The sequence below is a fragment of the Bacillus sp. FSL H8-0545 genome, assembly GCF_038006105.1.
In the GTDB taxonomy this organism is placed as follows: Bacteria; Bacillota; Bacilli; order Bacillales; family Bacillaceae_G; genus Bacillus_A; species Bacillus_A cereus_U.
This window is the reverse complement of record NZ_JBBOUO010000001.1, coordinates 4744193-4769537: the sequence shown is the minus strand read 5'-3', so window position 1 is coordinate 4769537 and position 25345 is coordinate 4744193. Positions and strand designations below refer to the sequence as shown.

Below are 25345 nucleotides of genomic sequence, written 5' to 3'. Positions count from 1 at the left end.
TTACATTTTGCGTAAGTAGTAGCCAAGCAAAAAAAGGGGTCGATTTTTTGGCACATCTTTTAGGGCAACAAGCACTGATTGCCATTGTTTTACATTTATTATTTATTACCATTACGTGGTGGGCCTTACAAGGTATTCACATTGAGCGCTTAATGAAGTCTGGAAAAGTGATGCAGACGAGAGTATTACTCATCCTAATTACAATTACAATTGGGACATCTGTAAGTAACTTTTTCCTTGATTATTTAGGCTATTCAAAGAGTTTAACGTATTTAGTAAAGTAAGTGTATAGAACCTCATATCTCCGTTAACAATGGGGATAGGAGGGGATGAAATTGAAGTTTAAAGCCATTCTTATCGTTATCGTAAGTGTTGTTTTATTTTTGGTTGGATATAAAGAGATGAAACCTATAAGCGATGAACAGAAAATGGAGAGCATGATTGCAGCTTTAGAGAAGAACGATGCAAAAGTAGAGCGGTGGTCATGGTTAGCGCGAGAAACGAAAACAATTTCTAATATACATACGTTTCAAAAACTGTTAAACGATGTGAAGGAAGAGGCAAACATCGAAAGTTGGGAATTAGAACAATCTCCAGATGGATATAAGGCTACATCCTATAAAAAGTCTTCTTCACATGAAGAACGAATAGTAGTAACTTGGAGTAAGGAAAATACTAAAGAAAACACTTTTATTATTTTTGAAGTGAGCGGGGCGAAATGGGACCCGAAGTACGTTCAGAACATAGATAAAATTTTTAGTGAAAAACCTATAATTTACACTTGTGTTCAAGGTGTACTGAATGATAAGATTGAAGGTGTTTTGCAAAATAAAACCAATCAGGTTTTGAAAGATCTTTCAGCAAGAGCGATCGAACAGATAGAAGAAAGAGCATTTGTATCAGTCTCCGCATATAATAAAAAGTGGAATGACGCTCTTTCAACAAATAGAGAGAAAATAAATGTGCAAATAGCAATACGTTCTACAAACAACAAAGATACAATTGTGGTTGGCACACCGATCATAACTTCTGAGTATTGAGTGAATAGATACTGAAAAAAGGACACGGAGGGGAATAATTTGGAAAAGATCATCGTCCGTGGCGGAAAGCGGTTAAGCGGCACAGTGCGTGTTGAGGGCGCAAAAAATGCTGTATTACCTATAATCGCTGCAGCCCTATTAGCGAGTGACGGAAAGAATGTACTATCTGAAGTACCAGTATTATCTGATGTATACACAATTAACGAGGTATTACGTCATTTAAATGCTGAAGTCGTATTTGAAAATAACCAAGTAACAATCGATTCTTCTAAAGAATTAAACATTGAAGCACCATTTGAGTATGTACGTAAGATGCGTGCATCTGTTCAAGTAATGGGACCATTATTAGCACGTAACGGTCGTGCTCGTATTGCACTTCCTGGTGGATGTGCAATTGGTTCACGTCCAATTGACCAACATTTAAAAGGCTTCGAAGCAATGGGAGCGAAAGTAAAAGTTGGTAACGGATTTGTTGAGGCACACGTAGAGGGAGAACTAAAAGGAGCTAAAATTTATTTAGACTTCCCAAGCGTAGGCGCGACAGAAAACATTATGTCTGCAGCTACATTAGCAAAAGGGACAACAATCCTTGAAAACGCAGCGAAAGAGCCAGAAATCGTTGACTTAGCTAACTTCTTAAATGCGATGGGAGCGAAAGTACGCGGAGCTGGAACTGGGACGATTCGTATTGAAGGCGTTGAGAAATTATATGGTGCAAACCACCCTATTATTCCTGACCGTATTGAAGCAGGAACATTCATGGTTGCAGCGGCAATTACAGGTGGAGACATCTTAATTGAAAATGCTGTGCCTGAACATTTACGCTCAATTACAGCGAAAATGGAAGAAATGGGTGTTAAAATTATTGAGGAAAATGAAGGTGTACGTGTTATCGGCCCAGATAAGTTAAAAGCGGTTGATATTAAAACTATGCCTCATCCAGGTTTCCCAACAGACATGCAATCACAAATGATGGCATTATTACTACATGCTGATGGAACAAGTATGATTACAGAAACGGTATTCGAAAACCGCTTTATGCACGTTGAAGAATTCCGTCGTATGAATGCTGATATTAAAATCGAAGGTCGTTCTGTAATTATGAACGGTCCAAGTAGCTTGCAAGGTGCTGAAGTAGGCGCAACTGATTTACGTGCTGCAGCAGCATTAATCTTAGCTGGTTTAGTATCAGAAGGTTATACTCGTGTAACAGAGTTAAAACATCTTGACCGTGGTTATGTAGATTTCCATAAGAAATTAGCTGCATTAGGTGCAACTATTGAACGTGTAAACGAAAAAGTAGAAGAAGTGAAAGAACAAGAAGTTTCTGATCTTCACGCTTAATTGAAATAGTCTCTATGTCTTTTGACATAGGGGCTATTTTTTGTTGGGTTATTACTGTTATAGTCAATAAATTCTATACTTATGCACGTCTCAGTAAAAATATTTAGAAAATTTTCGTTTTTATCCCGCTATTTGCGGTCAGTAAAACTCCCACCTCAAAATTCGGCTGGAGCAAAGAAGTTAGGTGGAAGCCCTGCTTCCCGTAAACGCCCGATTGGTGCGGGCTAATAATCAGTGGGGGATGAACAAAACCCCCACTGATTATAGTTTCACTTTATACCGATACCCCCAAGTATGTTCTAAAAAATTCCGTATTTCCATAAGAATGAAAGGAATCTAAATTTATATTGGGGGAATAGGATGAAATTTTCAAAGCCGCTTTTCATTACAGTAGCGCTCTTAATAGCGCTCGTTATCATTGTACCTGCTGCTCTTGTTATTCCGTTTGCGAAAGCAAAAGTAGGGGAAGAAGCAGCTCCTAAAACTCCTCCAGCGATAGAAAGTATACCAGCTCCAGGGAAAGTGGATACAGCGGTTCAAGTTGCTGTATACCGTGATCAGCAGAAGAAGGTAGAAACATTACCTATGGAGGAGTATGTGGCCGGTGTAGTAGCTTCTGAGATGAATGCCAGCTTTGAAATAGAGGCGCTAAAGGCGCAGGCATTAGCAGCAAGAACATTTGTAGTGCAGCGTATGCTAAGCGGTGGTAAGAAAAACAATGCGGACGTGACAGATACGGTGAAAGATCAAGTGTACAAAAGCAAAGAGGAATTGAAGAAACAATGGGGTAAAAACTACGAAAATAATTTAAAGAAAATTGAGGAAGCCGTTTCGAAAACCGCAGGACAAGTTTTAACGTATGATGGAAAACCAATTTCAGCATCCTTCTTCTCAACGAGTAACGGACGAACAGAAAATGCAGCTGATTATTGGGGGAATGATTATCCGTACTTAAAGAGTGTAGATAGTCCGTGGGATCAAGCCTCTCCAAAATTTACGAGTGAGCAAAAATTCACAGTAGCTGATTTTCAAAAACGTCTCGGTGTGAAAATACTAGCGGACGGAAAGGTTGGTAATATTAAAGACCTTACGGAAGGAAAACGAGTAAAGGATGTAGAGTTCCAAGGGAAAACATTAACAGGAAAACAAGTTCGTGAAAAGTTAGATTTACGCTCCTCAGACTTTACGTGGAAACAAGAAGGGGATAACATCACCGTTACGACGAAAGGATTCGGTCACGGCGTCGGTATGAGCCAGTACGGTGCGAATGGTATGGCAGGGGAAGGTAAGAAATATACAGAGATAGTCGCTCATTACTATAAAGGCATTGAGATAAAGATGATGAATGATTATGAAGGAAAGTTAATGGTGAAAAAATAGGGATGATGGTGCACATACACCTTTATTATATAGGTTGCTACTATTGTCAAACTTTGTCGGTAAATTGATATTCCTCGTCGAATCGTTGATATATTTTGAGTAACGATAGATATATTTAAAAAATCGTTGATATATTGTAAGTTATGATAGATATATTCGAAAAATCGTTAATATAATTTCAGTTGCTATGGTATTGTTCAACAAGGAGAAAATATAAAGGGATGTCGCTTAGCCGGAAGGTTCGGCTTATGGGGCACCCCTTTTCGTCATTATTTGTAGAAATAAATGGAAGGTACTCTGGATGCCAGATGATATTTCATTCGTAAATGAAATTCCTAAAAAGAGCACTTCGTGATCAGTTGAAAACTTATATGTTGGAGCAAAAATAAAGAAGAAAAGGCTATCCTTTAATATGGATGGCCTTCGGTGTTGATGTATTTTAAATGACGTTGTATAAAATATCATAATCTTCCATTAAATGTTTGATATAATTAGAGAAAAACATTTGGGGGAGACAGAATGGTGTTATTGGAGTTGAAACAGGTAGGGAAGATGAACCAGTTGCCGGCAATTGAACTGGAGGTTGAAAAAGGGCAATGCGTTGTTTTGCAGTGCAATAATCATACAGCTAAAGTGTTGCATCGCATTATTATCGGAGAAGAAGAGGCTTCTTCGGGCAGTGTGCTATTTGAAGGTGAATCGATTGGAAAGAAGATGTATTCACGCATCGGCTTTTGTTTTTTGAAAGATGAAGCATATGACCGTTTAAAGGTGAAGGAGTACTTCAAGTTCTTATTAGGGCTTTATGAATCACATATGAGTATAGAAGAAGTTGTACAATATGTCGGTCTCCTAGATAAGTTAAACGCTAAAATAGAAAAATTGTCATTTTCAGAGAAACGCCGTCTTCATATTGGGCGGATTATGATTCACAATCCGGATTTAGTTATTTTAGAAGAGCCAGAGCAAAATGTAGATACAGAGAGTACGATCATTATTCGAAAAGCGATTATGAAAATGAAAGAGCAAGGAAAGGCAATCTTTATTACGTCCTCCTTTTTATCGGATGCCCTTTCGTTGACAGAAGATGTATACATATTAAACAATGATGGTGTGAAAAAGATAGAAATAGAGCAAGAAGAAGTTGAAGAAGTAGATGAAGAAAAAGTAGTTCAAATGATTCCGCAAATGAAACTGGAAAGAATACCAGCGAAAGTGAACGATAAAATCATTTTAATGGATCCGATGGAGATCCATTTCATTGAAACACAAAATGGAGTGACACATATTCATGTGCGCGAAGGTGACTTCGTATGCGCATTAACATTAAGTGAACTAGAAACGAGATTAACAGGATTCGGATTCTTTAGATGTCATCGCTCGTACCTCGTTAATTTACAAAGAGTACGAGAAGTCATTACGTGGACACGTAATAGCTTTAGTTTAATTTTGGATGACGAAAGAAAAAGTTCAATCCCGCTTTCAAAAGGACGAATGGATGAGTTAAAAGGTGTAATTGGGCTATAAAAATGCTCCAATAGGCTCAAAATACGATTCATTCACCGGTAAAAATACTCCTTTTACCGGTATTTTACTGCGTAACCCCTTTGTTTTTCATATGATTGAGTCAAGAAAAGCGAAACAAACAAACAAACAAACAAACAAACAAACAAACAAACGAAAAGCGCTAAAGCGACTTTCATCTATAAAAAGAAAAACAAAGGGGATGACGAAATGACATTTGCAATTGAAATGAAAGATGTAATGAAAAGTTTCGATGGAAAAACGGCCCTTCGAAATGTAAATATTGAGGTGAAGCAAGGAGAAATCTTTGGATTCCTCGGACCGAGTGGATCTGGGAAAACGACAACAGTAAAAATATTAACTTCTCAATTGCTTCATAGCGTTGGAACTGTAAGAGTATTAGGTAAAGACATTACAGGACCAAGCAGCATCGATTACAAACGAATCGGTATTTTAACAGACAATAGCGGCTTATATGAAAGACTTAGCATTTATGATAACTTACTACTATTTTGTGACTTATACGATTGCAAAAAAGAACGAATTGATGAAGTGTTAGCACAAGTGAACTTATTGGATGATAAAAAAACACAGGTGAAAAAATTATCAAAAGGAATGAAGCAGCGCGTCACATTAGCGAGAGCAATCCTTCACAAACCAGATATCCTCTTCTTAGATGAACCAACATCCGCACTTGATCCGGTAAACGTACAAAACATTCATAAAATCTTAAAAGACTTAAATAAAGAAGGAACAACGATTTTCTTAACAACGCACAACATGGACGAAGCAGAGACGCTTTGTAACCGCATCGCCTTCCTTTGCGGGGGAGAAATTGTAGCGCTTGATACACCAGAAAACTTGCGATTAAAATACGCGAAAGATCAAATACAAGTTGTGTTAACAGATAAACAAAAAGAAACGGTACAAAAAGATGAATTAGGGGCAAAACGCATTTCAGAATGGATGAAAAAAGGTGAATTACTATCTATTCACTCACACGAGCCAACGTTAGGCGATATCTTTATTGAAGTTACTGGGAGGGGATTATAATGACATTTTCAATGAGACGTGTATCAGCTATTTTTAGGAAAGAAGTACAAGATTTTAAGACAAATTCACAAGTGTTGTTAATGGCATCTTTACCACTTATATTTTCGGTTATATATAGCAAATTTGGAGTGGGCAAGCAAGTGTTGGGTACTACTACTATAATGTCCTTCCTGTTTGTCGCAGGTTTTGTTCAATCTATGGTAATTGCAGAAGAAAAAGAAAAACATACACTACGTGTGTTAATGTTATCCCCAGCATCTTCTGTTGAAGTTCTTCTTGGAAAGAGTTTATTAACAGCGGGCCTGACGATGGTCATTTGTATTGCGAATTTATTCATTTTAGATCAATTAAATATAAATCTTCCATTGGTAGGATTGATATTCTTATGTGGAATTATTTTATTTATCGCGATTGGAACAATGATTGGATTACTTGCATCTTCTGTACCGCAAACATCATTAATCGGAATGCCTATTTTAATGACGATGTATTTAGCTGTACAATTTGAGCCATTTGTCGAAAATAAAACAATTAAGACGATGATTGAATATCTTCCAACATTTCATATTACAAAAGCGATGAGCAGTTTAGTAGATGGAGCTAGTTTTAGTAGTATGGGTGGTCATGTGTTGAACATTACAGTTTGGTTCATTCTTTCGCTTATTGTATGTTCGATCGTATATAAAAAGAAACAAATGGACTAAAAACTGAGCTCAAACGCTCAGTTTTTTCTTTTTTCATCATTTCCTCGGAAATCCTGCAATTCTTATACATATTTTTACATATTTTGTCGAAAAGTAATTAGTTATAGGTTGTATAGGATGAGTGAATATTGTTCAAAATGATTGCTGAGGTGATGATGGAATGCGAGGAAGAAATAGTAAAAAGTCGCGAAAAGTAGTACATTTATTTCAAAAAAGATGGGTGTTTCCGGCACTATACATTGCTTGTGCAGCGGTAATCTTAATGGTTGCGCTATGGTTCCAGGGAGCTAATCCAAAGAAAGCTCCGAACCAAGATCAAGCAACACCGTATACACAAACGGAAGATCCAGCAGTACCGGTAACAAAATCTTCAGAAGTAGTGAAAATGCCAGTTGCAGCAAATGCAGAAGTAGTAGTACAGAAGAAATTCTATGAAGATGCAGCATCAGAGGCGGAACAAGAAAAAGCACTTGTCTTTTATAACAACACATATTCCCCGAATAAAGGAATCGACATTGCTGCGAAAAACGGAAAAGAATTTGATGTTACAGCTGCTTTAAGTGGTACAGTAACGAAAGCTGAAAAAGATTCACTTCTTGGTTATGTTGTAACAGTAGATAGTGGAAATGGTGTAGCGGCATATTATCAAAGTTTAGGCAGTGTGAAAGTAGAAAAAGGTGCAAGAGTCGCGCAAGGTGAAGTGTTAGGAAAATCAGGTCTAAATGCAATGAATAAAGAGGTAGGTTCTTACGTTCACTTTGAAGTACGTAAAGACAATGTGGCTGTGAACCCTGAGCGTTACTTAAATAAATCAGTAGCAGAAATTAAAGCTGATGCGGGTGCTGCAAAGGCGACAAATGCTTCTGGTAAAAAAACTGATGACAAATCTCAAAAAGAAGAAAAGTCAACAAGCACGAAACCAGAAAGTAAAACAGAAGATAAGTCTCAAAAAGAAGAGAAATCAACAAGCGGCTCGACGAGTGATAAAGAGACGAATGGCAAACAAGATGAGAAATCTCAAAAAGAAGAAAAATCAACGAATGGTTCTACAGAATCATCTAACGGTTCTTCTTCACAAGAATAATAAAGTAAAAAAATCAGTTCTCATTAGGAGAGCTGATTTTTTTATTTTTATATAAAAATAATCAATTTCGAGAAAAAAGTTGCAATAACAAGGAAAAATGACGAGATTCTCGAATATATATTACAAAAGGGAGGGGATACTGTGTCATTTTTATCTGTTCTGTCGATTGCTATCATTTTATTGTTTGTTTTATTCGCTTTATATTATTATATTGCCGGTAAGAAAGAAGTTCCCCACCATCAGTTGTTAGAAGAAGAGTATGAAAGAGAAGAGTGACACCTTTTATAAAGAGGTGTCACTTTTTTTCGCCATAATTGTCATTGTTAACGTATTTCTCACAAAAAAACGTAATTTTTCTTAACTTAGTCCGCAAAAATAGTGAACATGTAGCATATATCAGTAGTGCGGGCAATACAATGGTATAAACCAATGCAAAGAGAGTGTTTGAGGTGAGAAATCGTGAATCATTTCATTATAAATCCAAGAATGTTTAACGCTTACAAACAGCACTCACATTTACTTCATAGTCGTATGCAGCGAGTCTCATTTCACACTTCTCACATCCAATTTAGGGAGGCGAGTGGTGTGCACGATTACATCAAAGAGAGAACTATCAAGATTGGCAAGTATATCGTGGAGACAAGAAAGACAGTGCGTGTAATCGCAAAGGAGTTTGGGGTATCAAAGAGTACAGTCCATAAAGATTTAACAGAACGTTTGCCAGAAATTAATCCAGAGCTCGCAAATGAAGTGAAAGAAATTCTTGATTATCATAAGTCTATTCGTCATTTAAGAGGGGGAGAAGCAACAAAGCAGAAGTATAGAAAAGAAGATACTGAAAACCCTGTGCGCCAATAAATCTAAAATAGCAAACATTCCTTGCAAATTCGGTAATATTTTTCAGAAGAATTCTTTTTGCGAATATTACGTTTCTGTTAAATTTGTGATAAAATCAGAAATTAGGTGTAAAAGAATTCGGGTGTAACCTGATTTTGAATATCGAGGAGGAAATGACGGGAATGTTTGCGCGAGATATCGGAATTGACCTAGGTACGGCTAACGTATTAATTCATGTTAAAGGTAAGGGTATTGTATTAAATGAGCCATCTGTTGTGGCAATTGATCGTAATAGTGGAAAAGTATTAGCAGTAGGTGAAGAAGCAAGAAGTATGGTGGGACGTACACCTGGTAATATTGTAGCAATTCGTCCGCTTAAAGATGGTGTAATCGCAGATTTCGAAATTACAGAAGCAATGTTAAAGTATTTCATTAACAAATTGGACGTGAAGAGCTTCTTTTCAAAACCTCGCATTTTAATTTGCTGTCCAACAAATATCACATCTGTAGAACAAAAAGCAATTCGTGAGGCTGCTGAACGTTCAGGTGGTAAAACAGTATTTTTAGAAGAAGAACCAAAAGTATCCGCAGTTGGTGCTGGTATGGAAATCTTCCAGCCAAGCGGAAACATGGTTGTTGATATTGGTGGAGGTACAACAGATATTGCCGTACTTTCTATGGGTGATATTGTTACCTCTTCCTCTATCAAAATGGCTGGCGATAAGTTTGATATGGAGATCTTAAACTACGTTAAACGTAAGTATAAGCTATTGATTGGAGAACGTACTTCAGAAAATATTAAAATTGAAGTTGGTACAGTATTCCCAGGTGCACGTAGTGAAGAGCTTGAAATTCGCGGACGTGACATGGTAACTGGTTTACCACGTACAATTACAGTATGCTCTGAAGAAATTACAGAAGCACTAAAAGAAAACGCGGCTATCATTGTACAAGCTGCAAAAGGCGTACTAGAGCGCACACCACCAGAACTATCTGCGGACATTATTGACCGTGGTGTTATTCTAACAGGCGGTGGAGCTTTATTACACGGTATCGACATGCTTCTAGCAGAAGAGTTAAAATTACCAGTATTAATTGCTGAAAACCCAATGCAATGTGTTGCTGTTGGTACCGGTATTATGTTAGAGAACATTGATAAATTGCCACGTCGTATGTTGAAATAGTTATATAAAGGGTAGTAAAAAGTGCGAAGGAAATAGTTCCTTCGCACTTTTTTTGTAAATAAAAGAAAGTAAGAGGAGATTTGTAATGCCAGAAAAGAAAGCGCTTTCTTAAACGAGATGTGACAATAGTTGTTAGGTTATTGTCATAGTTTGTAAATGAAAATTATGTTATAATCATCCTTGTGAATTTCGTGTGAACTTGATGTAAAATCTATGTAAATTTGTTTTGGATTTACATAGGGGAATTTGAGTCCTTCTTATCGTACATAGGCGCAAGGGAAGCTCTAATTTTAATATATTTCTAAAGTAAATAATTATAAAAAAAGAACATTTCACAGGGGGCGCGATTATGAAAAAGGTTATTACATATGGGACTTTCGATTTATTGCACTGGGGACACATTAACTTATTGAAGAGAGCGAAAGATTTAGGGGATTATTTAATTGTTGCTGTTTCTTCAGATGAATTTAACAAATTAAAAAATAAAAAATCTTATCATAGCTATGAGAATCGTAAAATGATTCTAGAAGCGGTTCGTTATGTGGATGAGGTGATTCCTGAGCATAGTTGGGAGCAGAAAGTAAAAGATGTTGTTAATCATGACGTAGATATTTTTGTTATGGGTGATGATTGGGGAGGAGAATTTGATTTTTTGAAAGAATACTGTGAGGTTGTTTATTTACCAAGAACAATTGGGATTTCTACTACTAAAATTAAACAGGAGCTAGTGTTAGTTGCTAGATAGTGTATTATGTTTCGAGAACTGATTGTAACAGTATATCTAATTGTGTTCAAAATCCTATTCAACATAGCAAAAGTATTTCCTCTTAAAAATAAGGTAACCTTTATTATGTCTTATGGGGAAAATCTTATCTTTATTTATGAAGAAATGCAGAAACAACATGTAAATTGTGAAGTTGTTTTTTTGTATAAATCAACTTGTAAGTATGAAGTGAAAAGTTATCCGGATGTAAAATCATTCGCATTTGAAACAAAAAGTATAGTACAAACTATACAAGCAGCGTATCATTTAGCGACATCTCAACATGTTATTATCGATAATTATTTTGGATCGTTGTCAACGATCCGGTTTAAAAGCGGGGTACAATGTATCCAAATTTGGCATGCGGCGGGTGCCATTAAAAAATTCGGATTATTGGCCCCTTCTTTTAAAAGGCGAAGTAAATACGCACAAAAAAGGTTTTTAAAGGTTTACAACAATTTTCATAAAGTTGTAGTAGGCTCTGATGCTTTGGCAAATATCTATATGGATGCCTTTGGAATAGAAGAGGAAAATATATTAAAAACGGGCATCCCTCGTACAGATGTTTTTTTTAATAAAAATCATCAAAAGCATATTGTTAATAGTCTCCTATGTGGTCTTCCTGATCTACAAAGGAAAAAGGTCATTTTATATGCTCCAACTTTTAGAGATAAAGAACTGGAAGATTTTGATTTACATTTAAATATTGATGCAATGTATGAGGCTTTAAAAGATGAATATATTCTTGTGATCAAACTACATCCAGCTATTAGAAATAATCTGGAATATAAGGAATCGTATAAAGATTTCTTATACGACTATTCTCTATACCCGAATATAAATGATTTGTTTTTAGTAACAGATATTTTAATAACAGATTATTCTTCTGTCCCTTTTGAATTTTGTTTGTTAAATAAACCAATGATATTTTTTGCATATGATCTAAAGAAATATGTGAAGAAAAGAGGAATCATTGGAGACTTTATTGCTGATGTCCCTGGACCTGTTGTGTATAACTCAGCTGAAATTATTGAGACAGTGCGAAACTATTCGTTTGATAGTAATAAGTTGAAGCAATTCAATGCACGTTGGAATCAATATTCGGATGGGAATTCAAGTAAGAAGTTGGTCAATTGCTTATTTGATCAAAAAGAGGTTGAGCTTTAAGTTAGGTTGTAAGGTAAAGGGGCTAAGTGAGATCCAAGGAAAATACTTAGCTTTTTTTCGTGGGTGTTTAATTTTTCTTACTGTCTTTGAATCAGGGGCATTGAATGTAAGAATGTAAATGGTTATCGTGATAATTTATAAAATGGCTAATTGTAGTTAGAAGGTGCATGAATAATATGAGTGTAATCAAAAAAATAAAAAATCATCGAATAGTAAAGGTTGCTTGTAAAACGATATTTGTACTATGCAGTCACTTACCTGCTCAAAAGAAATTAGTTGTGTTTGAAAGTTTTTCTGGCAAACAGTATAGTTGTAATTCACGTGCGATATACGAGTATATGGAACAGCAACATTTAGGATTCCAAATGGTGTGGAGTGTGAATAAAAACTATATAGAACAGTTTAAAGAGGCGAATATTCCATATGTTAAGCGCTTTTCAATCCGTTGGTTTATTTTAATGGCACGTGCGCAATATTGGGTTACAAATAGTCGGATGCCATTGTGGCTTCCAAAGCCTAAGCATACTACTTATGTACAAACTTGGCACGGTACACCACTAAAAAAATTAGCTATGGATATGAAAGAAGTTCATATGCCAGGCACAACTACAGAAAAATATAAGGAAAACTTTAAGAGAGAAGCGCAAAATTGGGATTATTTATTGTCACCGAATGCGTATTCAACAAAGATTTTCCGAAGCGCATTTCAATTTAAAAAAGATGTAGTTGAAGTTGGATATCCTAGAAATGACTTTTTATATGTAAACAATAATTGTAAGAAGATTGAAGAGCTGAAGAAAAAAAACGGTTTACCTGTAGATAAAAAAATCATTTTATATGCTCCAACGTGGAGAGATGATCAATTTTATAGCCAAGGGCGTTATAAATTAGACTTACAACTGGATTTAAACCTTTTACAGCAAAAGTTAAGTTCTGATTATATCATTGTGTTAAGGATGCATTATTTAGTAGCAGAACAGTTTGATTTAGCTCCGTATAAAGGGTTTGTTTATGACTTTTCCCATCATGTCGATATTAATGAATTGTACGTATTATCAGATGTGCTAATTACAGATTATTCTTCTGTCTTTTTTGATTATGCAAATTTGAAAAGACCTATTATTTTTTATACGTATGATATTGATTTATATCGTGATAAGCTAAGAGGCTTTTATTTTGATTTAGAAAAGGAAGCTCCTGGACCAGTTGTTTCAACAACTGAAGGTGTATTGGAAGAGATTATGAAGTTCACAAGGGATGGATTGGGCGAATTTGAAAAAAAATATGATACTTTCTATAACAACTACTGTTATTTGGAAGATGGTCTTGCATCTAAACGTGTAGTAGAGAAAGTGTTTTTTGGAGAGGCACAATAAAATGAATGCAATGATTATGGTATTAAAAGAACAGATAAATAGTCTCTATTTAATTAAACGCCTATCTATTTATCAAGTTAAAAGTACAAATAAAGATAACTATCTAGGCATCGTTTGGGAAATGTTAAACCCTCTAATCCAAATGGGCATTTATTGGTTTGTTTTTGGAACTGCAATAAGAGGTGGTTCAGGGGTAAATGGTGTTCCATTTATATATTGGTTGATTTCTGGCATATCGGTATGGTTCTTTATTAATCCTGCAACTATGCAAGCTTCTAAATCTATTTATACAAGGTTAAATATGATCTCAAGGATGAGTTTTCCAATGAGTGTTATTCCTAGTTATGTAATTATGTCTAACTTTTATCAACATCTAGTATTAATAGGCATTGTTACCTTTATATTTTTAGTATCGGGTCAAGGGATTTCAATCTATTATATTCAATTGACCTATTATATGTTTGCCACAGTTATGCTTGTTTTTGCGTTTTCTTTAATTACTTCTACTTTATCTACGATCGTACGTGATGTACAAATGATAGTGCAATCTTTAATGCGGATGCTACTCTATTTAACTCCCATTTTATGGACCCCTGAGAAGTTACCGCTTGTTTTACAAAAGATTATGCAGCTGAATCCATTATGCTACATAGTCCAAGGCTATCGAAATGCTTTTTTAGGAACGGGGTGGTTTTATGAAGATATAATGTATACACTGTATTTCTGGGGAATTGTGTTCTTTATGCTATTGATTGGTACAGCAGTACATGTGAAATTTAGAAAACATTTTGTAGACTATCTATAATGAGGATTGTAAAAAATGAACTATTCAGTGAAGTTTCATAATGTAACAAAAAAATATAAAATGCATAGTAAAAGTTCTGATAAGTTAAAGGATATTATATATCCGGGCGGGTTTGGTGAAGATTTTTACGCGTTAAGAAATTTAAGTTTTGAAGCCCAAAAAGGTGATGTAATTGGTATTATTGGCGTAAATGGATCTGGTAAATCAACAATGTCTAATTTAATTGCTGGCATTACACCACCTACGGCAGGAACTATTGATATAAAGGGTAAAATATCACTTATTGCTATAGCTGTCGGACTTAATAACCAATTAACAGGCCGAGAAAATATTGAATTGAAATGTTTGATGATGGGGCTAAGTAAGGATGAGATTCAAACATTAACACCAGAAATTATCGAGTTTGCCGATATTGGTAAGTTTATTGATATGCCTGTAAAAAAATATTCTAGCGGTATGAAATCTCGCCTTGGTTTTGCAATTTCTGTGAATATTAATCCAGATGTTTTAGTTATTGATGAAGCCTTGTCTGTAGGTGACCAAACATTTACAGATAAGTGTTTAAAACGAATGAATGAATTTAAAGAACAAGGGAAAACGATCTTTTTTGTGAGCCATTCATTAGGACAAATAAAGCAATTTTGTACAAAAGCGTTATGGATTGAATATGGTGAAATTAAGGATTATGGGCTTATGCAAGACGTAATGCCTAAATACGAACAGTTTTTAAAAGAATACCGTGCTATGAGTAAAGAGGAGCAACAAAAATTTAAAGAAGAAGCACAGAGAAAACAAGCCGGTCAGGAAATGAAGCAGGAGGACGCTAAGGCTTTAGATATTGCACATACTGGATTAAATCCAAGGAAACGGAAGAAAAAATATATGATTCCATTGGCAGGATTGGTCTTATGTATCGGAGTTGGAAGTACTGCTTATTTGAAAAAGGATCTGTTTGTCCAGCCTCCCCAGGCGGAAGCTGAAAGTAAAAAAAAACAAGTGTCTAATGAAAAGAAAAAAAATCCATTGGCGGATTTAGATATTCGATATGTGAAAATGGCAAAGGCAAAGATCAGAAGTATGCCAAATCTAAATGGTAAACAAGTAGCTATGATGGAATTTGGTACACCGTTTGTGGTAAAGACACAGCAAAAAGATGAAAAAAACGATATAAACTGGTTGGAAATTGTATATGAAGATGGAACAGAAGGATGGATTAGTGAGGGTGTGTCAAGTACGATTCCTTTTAGCTCAGCTTTACAGTATGAGGTTATCTCCAACAAGTTAAAGGGGCTATCGGGCTCAAATCAAAACTTTGAAAGTGGTATATCCTTATTAGGAAAAAATCAACAAGATGTACAAGGTGTGATAGGGAAGCCAAAAAACACCGAAGAACTATTAGAGGGTACATTAAATAGTTATGAAAATATCAATGTTCTATATAACCATCAGTTCACTGTAAAACAGGTTACAATACAGAATATGTCTATCCCTAAGGTGGCGATGTTAGAGAAGTTAGGTCAAGCGCAGTTAGTAAGTGAAGACGGAGCATCATTTATATACCGCTCTGATAAATATGATTTTAAATTTTCATCCGCAGATGGTAAAACTGTTGATCAAATATCCATATTTTCACATGCTAATTAAATTGATGAAGTGTTTACATGATTACGGTGGGATTAAAACCTTCGTATATCGCTCATAGTTGAGTTATAACATACAAATTTCTTGAAATTCATATATTTGATTATATGAATTCAATTCGTTGAAGTGCTAAAGAAAGAGTGAAGCGAATGGTCAAATCCTCCGGAAAGTTAATTTCTAAAATACGAATAACGTCATTTAAGAAGAAAAAAGGAAAATGGCAGTTTGCTATTAGAGTAAAATGTAGAGATAGATGTACGGTCGAGGCTATAACTTTAAAAAAAAGGAACGGAGATAAAGTTTATCAACTCCCGTATCAGGAAAGTAGCGTAAATGAATTTGAAAAAAAGGTTATCTTTGAAATAGAGCTGGGTCAACTTGAGCTAGGCCCGTTTTTTTGGGATTTTTATGTACATTTGAAATCCGATGAACTTAAAAGTTATCGAATTAAACATCCCAGCTATATTGTTAATAGAAAGCTAAACAATCGATTACAGCGTGACCATGGTGAAGATGGATATGTAGTATATCCATATGTGACTGTTAAAGGTGGACTCAGCTTACATTATCGAAGGAAGGGAACCTATGATCAGTTAAAATATGCTTTGAAAGAAAAGCTGGCATTAATCATATATTATACATTTAAATGGCATTGGGATCGAAAAGGCATTGTATTAGTATATGAGAAATTTAGCCATACCGCACAAGATAATTCTTATTATTTCTTTAAGTATTGCTATGATCATAAGCAAATTCCCAATCTATATTATGTGATTAACAAAAAGTCTAATGACTATAAGATGCTTGATCAATATGAGGATAAAGTTATCGACTTTATGAGCATCAAGTATATGATTTATCTCCTTGCTAGTACACTTATGATATCTTCTGAGTCAAAGGCACATTGTTATATATGGAAAGAAAACAGGGGAACGTTAAAGAAAGTTATTCATACTAAAAAGCACGTTTTTCTACAACACGGTGTGCTAGGTTTGAAAAAGGTGGATTCAATTTTTAAAAAAGGTAGTCCGAATGAAACGAATTTATTTTGTGTATCTTCGGAATATGAAAAAGAAATTGTAAAACAATTTTTTAATTATACAGAAGATGAAATCATTGTGAGTGGATTAGCAAGGTGGGATTATTTGCAAGATAAGAGTGGGGAGCAAAAACAAATTCTATTGCTACCGACATGGCGAGAGTGGCTAGATGAGGTATCAGAGGAAGGGTTTTTAGATAGTCAATTTTATAGGCAATATGAAAGGCTGCTAAATGATACAATCCTTGTTGAACAACTAGAGAAACATAACGTTATTTTAAAATTTTGTATGCATCCAAGAATTCATAGTTCTATTCGTTATTTTGAGTGTAATACTTCAAATGTACAATTTGTAAAATACAAAGATATAAAAATTAATGAGTTGATAATGGAATCTTCACTGCTTATAACAGATTATTCTAGTGTCTCTTGGGATATGTATTATTTAAAAAAACCAATTATTTTCTTTCAGTTCGATCATATAATGAATGGTTATTTAAACGTAGAACATGAATTATTTGGAGATAGATGTGTGCATGTGGATGAACTAGTTCAACTCTTAACTTTCTATATGCATAATGGATTTAAGGAGAAAGAAAGGTATAAATTGCTTAGAAATCATTTATTCTCATATATCGATCAAAATAATTCAAAGAGAATTGTCCTGGAGATCCTTGCAAAGAGAGAGCAACTGAAAAACTAAATCCGCCCTTTTTTAGTTAGAATTGTTTCGTTATATTGTTAATTAAATAAATAAGTATACTGTTATCTATTTATTTAAATATATTAATATCACTCTTACTAATGATAGTAGTTAGGATGATTTTTTATATAAGTTATAAAACATAAATTGTAAATCGAGGAATGGACACAAAGTAGTCGGATAGTGGATTTAACTGTTAACAGATGAAAGGTGAGATTGAATTGAAAGTAAAAGTGTTATTGGAAGAAATGAAAATTACGCAAAATAAAAGCATCGAACTTGAAATCTCTATACAAACAGATGGAAATATGCAAGATATTTATGAGAGATTAAAGGGATTATTTATTCATAAAGGAAATTCTAAAAAACAGTTATCACTATCTAGTATGAAAATCTATAAAGATAGAATTATATGTGTTCTACCAATTTCGGGACTTTCCGAAATAATGAATAATGGAAAATTAAAAGTTTATTTACAACTAGATAAAGACATTGTTGTTCTTCATGTATATAACAATTTGGAGAAGGAATTCTTTATATGTCCTGATAACACAATTTTTCAAGTGAATGCGATTAATTCAGTTGAACAGTTTGTTGAATTTAGTAGAAAAGACTCTGTAGGTATTGTTGTCTCTGCAAATAAAATTTTTGAAAATGAAGAAAAAGATTTTGTAATACTGGGGGATTTCTCCCCGAAGTCTAAGCGTAGAGAGGTTTATTTAAAAGAGTTCTTTTTGAAAAATGGCCTTACAAAAGAAGTGAAAAACTTAACAGATTTAAAAGTGAATGACAGTACAAGTGAATATCAAGTAACGCTGAATTTAAAGGGAAATCCTTTATATGAAGGTAACTGGGAATTGTATTGCGAAGGGGAGCTTAATGGCAAGTCTGTATTAATAAAGGTTGAAAATAAACAAGAAAAAAAAGTAGTTGGACATTATTTTCGTTATAATGATCAATTGTATTATCACGTGTTTTCTCGTAATAATAAACAGGAATTAATTCTTAAAATTGAAAAAAATGAAGAGAGAATGGTTTCTACTAAAATTAAAACTGTAAATTTAGGACAGAACAAGCTCACTATCGAAGGATTCGTGCAATTTAATTGTATGGTGGATGCGGAAAATCAGATAGTAGAGTTATTGTTTATCCATCGAGATACGAAAAGACACCAATCACATCCTATTAGGATAATAAACCATTCTTTTACAAAGACAATAGCGTTTGAAGAAGGTGATTCCTTTGAAGAAAAGGGAATTTGGGATGTGTTCTTAAGTTTTAAAGTGAGCGGGGTTAAAGATAGAGTTCCATTAAATCTAGATTCTATCCTAGAAGCTAAAATGGACTTTGTAGTTATACCTAAAACAATTTATTCCCAATCCGGTACTATAAAAAGAATTCGACCATATGTTACTTTAGATAATAATTTAGCAGTATTGGTTAGAGATGAAGGAGTATACTGTGATGTTATTAGAGTTGATTATGAAGCGAGTAAGCTAATCTTAAAAGGCTTTGTAAGCATTCCGGATGTTAACTATATTTTAAAAGATGTGTATCTTCATGAGGAATCTATGGATTTAAAAATCAATTGTATAAATGAATTTTCAGAAGGAGACGGAGGCTATTATTTTAATAGCTCATATGATTGGGATTCATTTGATATTGAAACAATTGGTGAAGTAAACTTACAGTTTATGATTTATATTGAGGGTAATGGAAATAATATTGTGTTTAAATTCATATCTAATTTAGATGATATAAAGAATAAAGCAAAGGCAATTATTTATCCTTCATTAAACCGGAATGTTAATGGGCATCCGATACAAATTCAGCCCTATTATACAAATCAAAATGAATTATCAGTGTCTGTACAGAATTCTTTACAATCCTATTGTACTGAAATGGATGTAAATAAGGATAATATAAAACTCAAAATTTATTCAACGGTAGAAAAACAGCTTGAATTGCAAGATGCAAGGTTAGTTTTTAAGGAAAAGAAAACTGGTCAAACTGTAACACAGAAAGGTAAATTAAATAATCTTAATGAGTATCTATTTTATATTAATTCATCATTTATGAAAGTAAATGAGCTTCATGATGCAGGGAAATGGGATGTGTACTTTGCTGCGAATGTTAATAATAATAATGTGGAAACAATGGTACTTTGTGAGGATATAAATATTATCAATAAAAACTCCACTTTTAAAGAAAATGCGATAAAAATGGAAAGTGGCTTATATTGTTCTACGTTCTTTAATAAAAAGGATAAGATAATGTCACTTGAAATAAGGAGCTTAAAGGCACATGAAAGAAAAAAAGAAAAAATAAAATTCTTAATGGCCAGAGGAGTTGCTAAAGTATGGAGTAAATTTCGAAAGAAACCAGTATGGCTTATTGGGGAAAATTTTGGGGAAGTTGCGCAAGATAATGGATTTGCTTTTTTTGAGTCTTGTGTTAAGAATAAAACCTCAGAAAATTACTATTATGTGAGTACAACCAATAACAAAAATATGGCCAACCTAGAACCGTATAAAGAAAAGGTTCTGCGGTATGATAGTTTTAAACACCTTGTTCTATATCATTTAAGTGAATATCTTATCGTAAGTCATGGCATTAGGGATGTTATTCCAAGCATTGTCCATCCTAAGATGGGAAGTAATCTAAAGAAAGTAATTTATCTACAACATGGTATTATTGCAATGAAAAAATTGCAGTTTAATAGAAAGTCTTATAATGGAATGATTAAAAAATTCGTTGTTTCCTCTACACATGAACAAAATATTATGATAAATGAAATGAATTTTAAAAAGGATCAAGTGATGGTTACCGGATTAGCTAGATTTGATTCTTTAGTAGATAAAAGTAAAAGTCGAAAAACTCGAGAGATTCTTCTTATGCCTACATGGAGAGATTGGATTATTGATTCAAAAAAAGAATTTTTAGCATCAGATTTTTATGTGCATTATAGTCAATTATTAAAAGATGAGAGGTTGCATAATCTATTAGAGGAAAATGATTTAGTATTAAAATTCTTTCCACATATCGAAATACAAAAAAAATATAAAGATGAATTTTCATCTTTAAATAAGAGAATACAAATTGTTAAATTAGGCGAAGAAAGCGTAAAAGAATTGATGCAAAGTAGTTCCTTAATGATTACAGATTATTCAAGTGTTGTGTTTGATTTTAATTACTTGAAAAAACCATCGATTTTCTATCATTTTGATGTCAATGATTATTTGAAACATAGGGGATCTTATGTAGATTTGAGCAGGGAGTTAGTTGGAGATATAGCATATACAAAAGATGAAGTAATAAAATATATTAATGAGTATGTTCAAAAAGATTTTAAATATAAACCTAAGTACCTCATTAAGTCTAAAAAATATTATGCGCGTCATGATAAAAAGAACTTTGAACGAATTTATAAAGAAATCAAGAAAATATCAAATGAAAAATAAAGAAATAGTGAGGTATATAAGGATGAAAATTACCTTTCTTGTATATAATATTTATGGAATGGGGGGAACTGTAAGAACAGTTGTGAATACTGCTAACTATTTTGCCTCTCAAAATTATGATGTGGAGATTGTCAGTGTTAGAAGAACGAGTGCAAAACCGATGTTCGATATTAATAAAAAAGTAAAGCTTAATCCTATCTTTGATGCTAGAAGAGGAAAATTATTTGGGAGAAACACACCTCTTTACCAGAAAGTAATAAAAAAGATCTTATTGAAAATGCCTAGTTATTTCATAGATAAAAGCGAAGATTTATATCATATGTTTAATCTCTTTGTCGATTTTAAGATTATTGCGGCTCTAAGGAAAATTAATGAGGGTATCTTAATTACAACAATACCATCATTTAATATCTTAGCAACTAGATTTGTAAGTAATAATGTAATTAAAATTGGTCAAGAACATAAGTATTTCGGTGGTCATGAAAAGTGTTTACAAAATAAAATTGAAAAATATTATGGGAAATTAGATGCTTTAACATGTTTAACAGATTCAGAAATTAGCGACTATCAATCACTATTAAAGGGAACTGGGGTAACGTTATATAAAGTAGAAAATGCTACAGCGGTTCCTAAAGAAATAGCTGCACTAGATAAAAAAGTAGTGATTGCTGCGGGTAGATATGTACCTCAGAAAGGTTTTGACCTTTTAGTCCCTGCGTTTTCTAAAGTTATAGAGAAATATCCGGATTGGAAGCTGAAAATATTTGGTTCGGGAGAAGATGAACAACTTCTTCGACAACAGATTTTTGATTATAAAGCCTATAATAATATTTTCTTAATGCCAAAAACGAATGATATTATTGGTGAGATGCTTAATTCATCAATTTATGTTTTAAGCTCCAGATACGAACCTTTTGGAATGGTTATAATTGAGGCCATGTCAGTAGGAGTTCCTTGTGTAAGTTTTGCTTGTACAGGGCCTGTCGAAATAATTAAAAATAAAGAAGATGGATTGCTTGTAGAAGAAGGAAATATTGATGAACTTGCTAATTCATTAATGACCTTAATGGAATTTGAAGAATTAAGAAAAGAATATGGTCGCAAGGCTAAAAAGAATGTTGAAAGATATACTTTTAATGTTGTTGGTGATAAGTGGGAAAATATTTTAGAAGAACAAGTACAAAAAAAGTTAAAATAGAATAAGAAGGTATTGTCAGAGATATCGATATAATATTTCATTGATTTTGTATTAGTAATATCTTTAGTTATAGAATAATAATGTGGGAAATATGAGTAGGCAAAAATCATAAAATTAAAACAGAGGATAGATAATTTATTTTTACATAGTAGTGTAATTAAATTATTTAATTCTTTTTATAGTGGTTAAATTTTATAGTTTATATAAATATGTTTTAGATTACTAGGAGGAATATCATTGAAAAAAGTAAGAAAAGCTATTATTCCAGCAGCTGGATTAGGGACTCGCTTCCTACCAGCAACAAAAGCAATGCCAAAAGAAATGTTACCAATTGTTGATAAACCAACAATTCAATATATCGTGGAAGAGGCAATTGCGTCTGGAATTGAAGATATTATTATCGTAACAGGAAAAGGAAAACGTGCAATTGAAGATCATTTCGATCATTCCTTTGAATTAGAACAAAACTTACTATCAAAAGGAAAGTATGAAACTCTTGAAAAAGTACAAGAATCTTCAAAGATCAATATTCATTATATTCGCCAAAAAGAGCCTAAAGGTTTAGGACATGCTGTTTGGTGTGCTCGTAAATTTATTGGAAATGAGCCATTTGCGGTACTACTTGGTGATGATATTGTTCAAGCGGATACGCCGTGCTTACGCCAATTAATGAATCAATATGAGAATACACAATCATCAGTAATTGGTGTTCAAACTGTTCCAGAGAATGAAACGCATCGCTATGGTATTATTGATCCGATAGAGCAAAAGGATCGCAGTTATCAAGTGAGTAAATTTGTTGAAAAACCTGCTAAAGGAACAGCACCATCTAACTTAGCGATTATGGGGCGTTACGTGTTAACTCCAGAAATCTTTATGTTCTTAGAAGATCAACAAACAGGGGCAGGCGGAGAAATTCAGTTAACAGATGCGATTCAGCGTTTAAATGAAATTCAACGTGTATTTGCATATGATTTCGAAGGAAAACGCTATGATGTCGGAGAAAAACTAGGGTTTATTCAAACAACAATTGAAATGGCACTGCAACACGAAGAGTTAAAAAAGGAGCTATTAGATTATATGAAAAAGTTAGTGGAAAGCGCAATGGTTTGTAACTAAGCTTTAACGATACAAAAAAGACTTCATTAGAAATGAAGTCTTTTTTTGTAGAAAAGGATGCTAAAATTTTTATGGATCAGAATCAATATGTTGGGTAAACAGTTAAGGTGAATCTGTTTTTGGAATTAGCTTTTTAATAATACTTCTTTTTTTCAGTCGTCAAACTTGTAGGATATTGTTTAATTCAGTTTTAAATAGTTTTTATAATATATCAATATATGAATAAAATAATTCATTTGAAATAATTATTTATGAAGTTATTTTTGAATTTATATAAGGATAATTGAATTAAATATACTCAGGTAATTGTTGGATTTGATGTATAAATTTATATTGACGGGTTCATTATCAAGAACTAAAATGAATATTAAATGAGTATATTAAGATTAAAGAAACAAGGAGTGAATTTTCCGAATGAAATGTATACTCAGAAAATTCATTCTACTTATGATTTAGTAAATTATGTTCGATATAATCAAAATTAACTTAGGTTATACGATTTGATTTACCAGCGATTAGCTTTTTTATTAGTTAAATAGACAGTAATGGAGGGGAAACATGGAAAAGGAAATAAACTTAAAAAATTTATTTAATGTTATAAAAAGAAAATTTTGGATTATTGCAGTGATTACGATATTAGCGGCATGTATTGGTGGTATATATAGCATTTTCATGAAAACGCCTTTATATGCGTCTTCTGCAAGAATCCTCATTCCAGCTAATGCTGATGCTATAGCTACACTTAAAGTGATGATAAAGGAACCTATTGTTTTAGAGAAAGTGGCCCAGCAATTAAATTCGCAAAAATCAGCAGATGCATTGAATGGACAGGTTAGTGTTGGAAAGATTGAAGAGTCACAGGTTTTTGTTATTACGGCTGTGGATACTAATCCAGCCCAGGCAGTCAAAATTGCCAATGCTACAGCAAATGTTTATAAAGAAGAAGCCAATGCTATCCTAAATTTTTCGAATGTCCGCATCTTAACAGAAGCAAAAGTACAAGAGCATCCTTTACCGATAAACTTGAATCATGCAAAAGCGATTGAGATGGCCTTGGCTGCCGGTCTTATACTGAGTATCGGAGTAGTCTTTGTATTGGATTCTCTTGATGAAACAATTAAATCGGAACGTAACATTGAAAAATTATTACCGGTTCCCGTTTTAGGAAGTGTTTCTCAAATGAAGAAAAATAATATAGTAGATAAAACAAGTAAGAGAGAAAGTGTAATAGTGGAGGGGAAAACATTTGATTCATAATAAAAAGCAAAGCCGTATCCTTGATAATAGTCATTTAATTGCTCATATCGCTCCGAAATCGAAGATGGCTGAGGAATATCGAACAATTCGTACTAACCTTCAATTTGCAATTGGCACGGACAAAACAAGAACTATAATTATTACTTCTCCTGGATATGGAGAAGGTAAAACCACCACTGTGGCAAATTTGGCGGTTTCTATGGCTCAGCGAGATGAAAAAGTCTTAGTTGTTGATGCGGATTTGCGAACTCCGGAACTACATGCGATTTTTGGAATGGAAAATAAATCTGGATTAACAAATGTTTTGGAGGGAAAAGCAGCATTAGAAAAAGTGGTAATGCAGACAGAAATCAAAAATGTACATATATTGACAAGTGGTCCCGAAATTAATAATCCAGCTGAGATGCTTAGTTTACCATCTATGCAAAATTTAATTAGCAAAGCAATAGAGCAGTATGACATTATTTTATTTGATTCTCCGCCCCTTCTTGAGGTTATAGATACAAATATACTAGCTAGTCAATGTGATGGGGTATTATTGGTGTTAAGTTGCTATCAAACTGCTAGTGAAGCAGTTGTTGAAGCGAATAGGGCCTTAGATTTAACAAAAGGAAAGCTTGTAGGGGCTATTCTAAATAAAAAAGTATAAGAGATTTATTAGAATTG

23 protein-coding genes are annotated in these 25345 nt (G+C 33.6%); all 23 read left to right on the top strand.

The window, feature by feature from the left end:
- The first annotated feature begins 47 nt into the window (after positions 1-47).
- Positions 48-284 (top strand): DUF1146 family protein, encoded by a 237-nt coding sequence (locus MHI07_RS25020; RefSeq protein ID WP_340826747.1) that lies wholly within the window; start codon positions 48-50, stop codon positions 282-284.
- 51 nt (positions 285-335) lie between these two features.
- Positions 336-1040: a YwmB family TATA-box binding protein gene (locus MHI07_RS25015; RefSeq protein ID WP_181149507.1), complete on the top strand. Its 705-nt coding sequence runs from the start codon at positions 336-338 to the stop codon at positions 1038-1040.
- 39 nt (positions 1041-1079) lie between these two features.
- Positions 1080-2384, top strand: coding sequence for a UDP-N-acetylglucosamine 1-carboxyvinyltransferase (murA, locus tag MHI07_RS25010; RefSeq protein WP_002123823.1), 1305 nt, complete (start codon positions 1080-1082; stop codon positions 2382-2384).
- A gap of 360 nt (positions 2385-2744) precedes the next feature.
- On the top strand, positions 2745-3764 hold the full coding sequence (gene spoIID / locus MHI07_RS25005; protein ID WP_340826745.1) for a stage II sporulation protein D: 1020 nt from the start codon (positions 2745-2747) through the stop codon (positions 3762-3764).
- A gap of 519 nt (positions 3765-4283) precedes the next feature.
- Entirely contained in the window at positions 4284-5291 is a 1008-nt protein-coding gene (locus tag MHI07_RS25000; RefSeq protein WP_340826744.1) for a LytTR family transcriptional regulator DNA-binding domain-containing protein, read from the top strand.
- Positions 5281-5502: a hypothetical protein gene (locus MHI07_RS24995; RefSeq protein WP_340826742.1), complete on the top strand. Its 222-nt coding sequence runs from the start codon at positions 5281-5283 to the stop codon at positions 5500-5502. Before MHI07_RS25000 ends, MHI07_RS24995 begins: the two co-directional genes overlap by 11 nt.
- Complete coding sequence (locus MHI07_RS24990) at positions 5499-6341, top strand: ABC transporter ATP-binding protein (RefSeq protein ID WP_340826739.1); 843 nt, start codon at positions 5499-5501, stop codon at positions 6339-6341. Before MHI07_RS24995 ends, MHI07_RS24990 begins: the two co-directional genes overlap by 4 nt.
- Positions 6341-7045 (top strand): ABC transporter permease, encoded by a 705-nt coding sequence (locus tag MHI07_RS24985; protein WP_340826737.1) that lies wholly within the window; start codon positions 6341-6343, stop codon positions 7043-7045. The genes MHI07_RS24990 and MHI07_RS24985 overlap by 1 nt, the downstream gene beginning before the upstream one ends.
- Before the next feature lie 160 nt (positions 7046-7205).
- Complete coding sequence (locus tag MHI07_RS24980) at positions 7206-8129, top strand: M23 family metallopeptidase (RefSeq protein ID WP_340826736.1); 924 nt, start codon at positions 7206-7208, stop codon at positions 8127-8129.
- A gap of 141 nt (positions 8130-8270) precedes the next feature.
- Positions 8271-8405, top strand: a complete 135-nt coding sequence (locus MHI07_RS24975) for a hypothetical protein (RefSeq protein WP_002016211.1) — start codon at positions 8271-8273, stop codon at positions 8403-8405.
- A 309-nt stretch (positions 8406-8714) separates the two neighbouring features.
- Complete coding sequence (gene spoIIID / locus MHI07_RS24970) at positions 8715-8987, top strand: sporulation transcriptional regulator SpoIIID (RefSeq protein WP_002089714.1); 273 nt, start codon at positions 8715-8717, stop codon at positions 8985-8987.
- 161 nt (positions 8988-9148) lie between these two features.
- Positions 9149-10150, top strand: a complete 1002-nt coding sequence (locus tag MHI07_RS24965; RefSeq protein ID WP_105589840.1) for a rod shape-determining protein — start codon at positions 9149-9151, stop codon at positions 10148-10150.
- Between the two features lie 349 nt (positions 10151-10499).
- The gene (gene tagD, locus MHI07_RS24960; protein ID WP_113708837.1) at positions 10500-10895 is read left to right on the top strand and encodes a glycerol-3-phosphate cytidylyltransferase; all 396 of its coding nucleotides are present in this window, start codon (positions 10500-10502) and stop codon (positions 10893-10895) included.
- Between the two features lie 6 nt (positions 10896-10901).
- On the top strand, positions 10902-12080 hold the full coding sequence (locus MHI07_RS24955; RefSeq protein ID WP_029952795.1) for a CDP-glycerol glycerophosphotransferase family protein: 1179 nt from the start codon (positions 10902-10904) through the stop codon (positions 12078-12080).
- Positions 12081-12256: 176 nt separating this feature from the next.
- On the top strand, positions 12257-13456 hold the full coding sequence (locus tag MHI07_RS24950) for a CDP-glycerol glycerophosphotransferase family protein (RefSeq protein ID WP_340826732.1): 1200 nt from the start codon (positions 12257-12259) through the stop codon (positions 13454-13456).
- Position 13457: 1 nt separating this feature from the next.
- On the top strand, positions 13458-14261 hold the full coding sequence (locus MHI07_RS24945) for an ABC transporter permease (RefSeq protein ID WP_044438318.1): 804 nt from the start codon (positions 13458-13460) through the stop codon (positions 14259-14261).
- A gap of 15 nt (positions 14262-14276) precedes the next feature.
- Entirely contained in the window at positions 14277-15905 is a 1629-nt protein-coding gene (tagH, locus tag MHI07_RS24940; RefSeq protein ID WP_340826731.1) for a teichoic acids export ABC transporter ATP-binding subunit TagH, read from the top strand.
- A gap of 146 nt (positions 15906-16051) precedes the next feature.
- Positions 16052-17644 (top strand): CDP-glycerol glycerophosphotransferase family protein, encoded by a 1593-nt coding sequence (locus MHI07_RS24935; protein WP_340826729.1) that lies wholly within the window; start codon positions 16052-16054, stop codon positions 17642-17644.
- Between the two features lie 203 nt (positions 17645-17847).
- Positions 17848-21105, top strand: coding sequence for a CDP-glycerol glycerophosphotransferase family protein (locus MHI07_RS24930; RefSeq protein ID WP_340826727.1), 3258 nt, complete (start codon positions 17848-17850; stop codon positions 21103-21105).
- A complete protein-coding gene (locus MHI07_RS24925; RefSeq protein ID WP_233152496.1) occupies positions 21095-22303 on the top strand; it encodes a glycosyltransferase family 4 protein in 1209 nt (402 codons plus the stop codon). The genes MHI07_RS24930 and MHI07_RS24925 overlap by 11 nt, the downstream gene beginning before the upstream one ends.
- A 237-nt stretch (positions 22304-22540) precedes the next feature.
- Positions 22541-23422: a UTP--glucose-1-phosphate uridylyltransferase GalU gene (gene galU, locus MHI07_RS24920; RefSeq protein ID WP_340826724.1), complete on the top strand. Its 882-nt coding sequence runs from the start codon at positions 22541-22543 to the stop codon at positions 23420-23422.
- A gap of 558 nt (positions 23423-23980) precedes the next feature.
- Complete coding sequence (locus MHI07_RS24915; protein WP_044439499.1) at positions 23981-24679, top strand: YveK family protein; 699 nt, start codon at positions 23981-23983, stop codon at positions 24677-24679.
- Positions 24669-25328, top strand: a complete 660-nt coding sequence (locus MHI07_RS24910) for a CpsD/CapB family tyrosine-protein kinase (RefSeq protein ID WP_002184562.1) — start codon at positions 24669-24671, stop codon at positions 25326-25328. Before MHI07_RS24915 ends, MHI07_RS24910 begins: the two co-directional genes overlap by 11 nt.
- Positions 25329-25345: the final 17 nt, after the last annotated feature.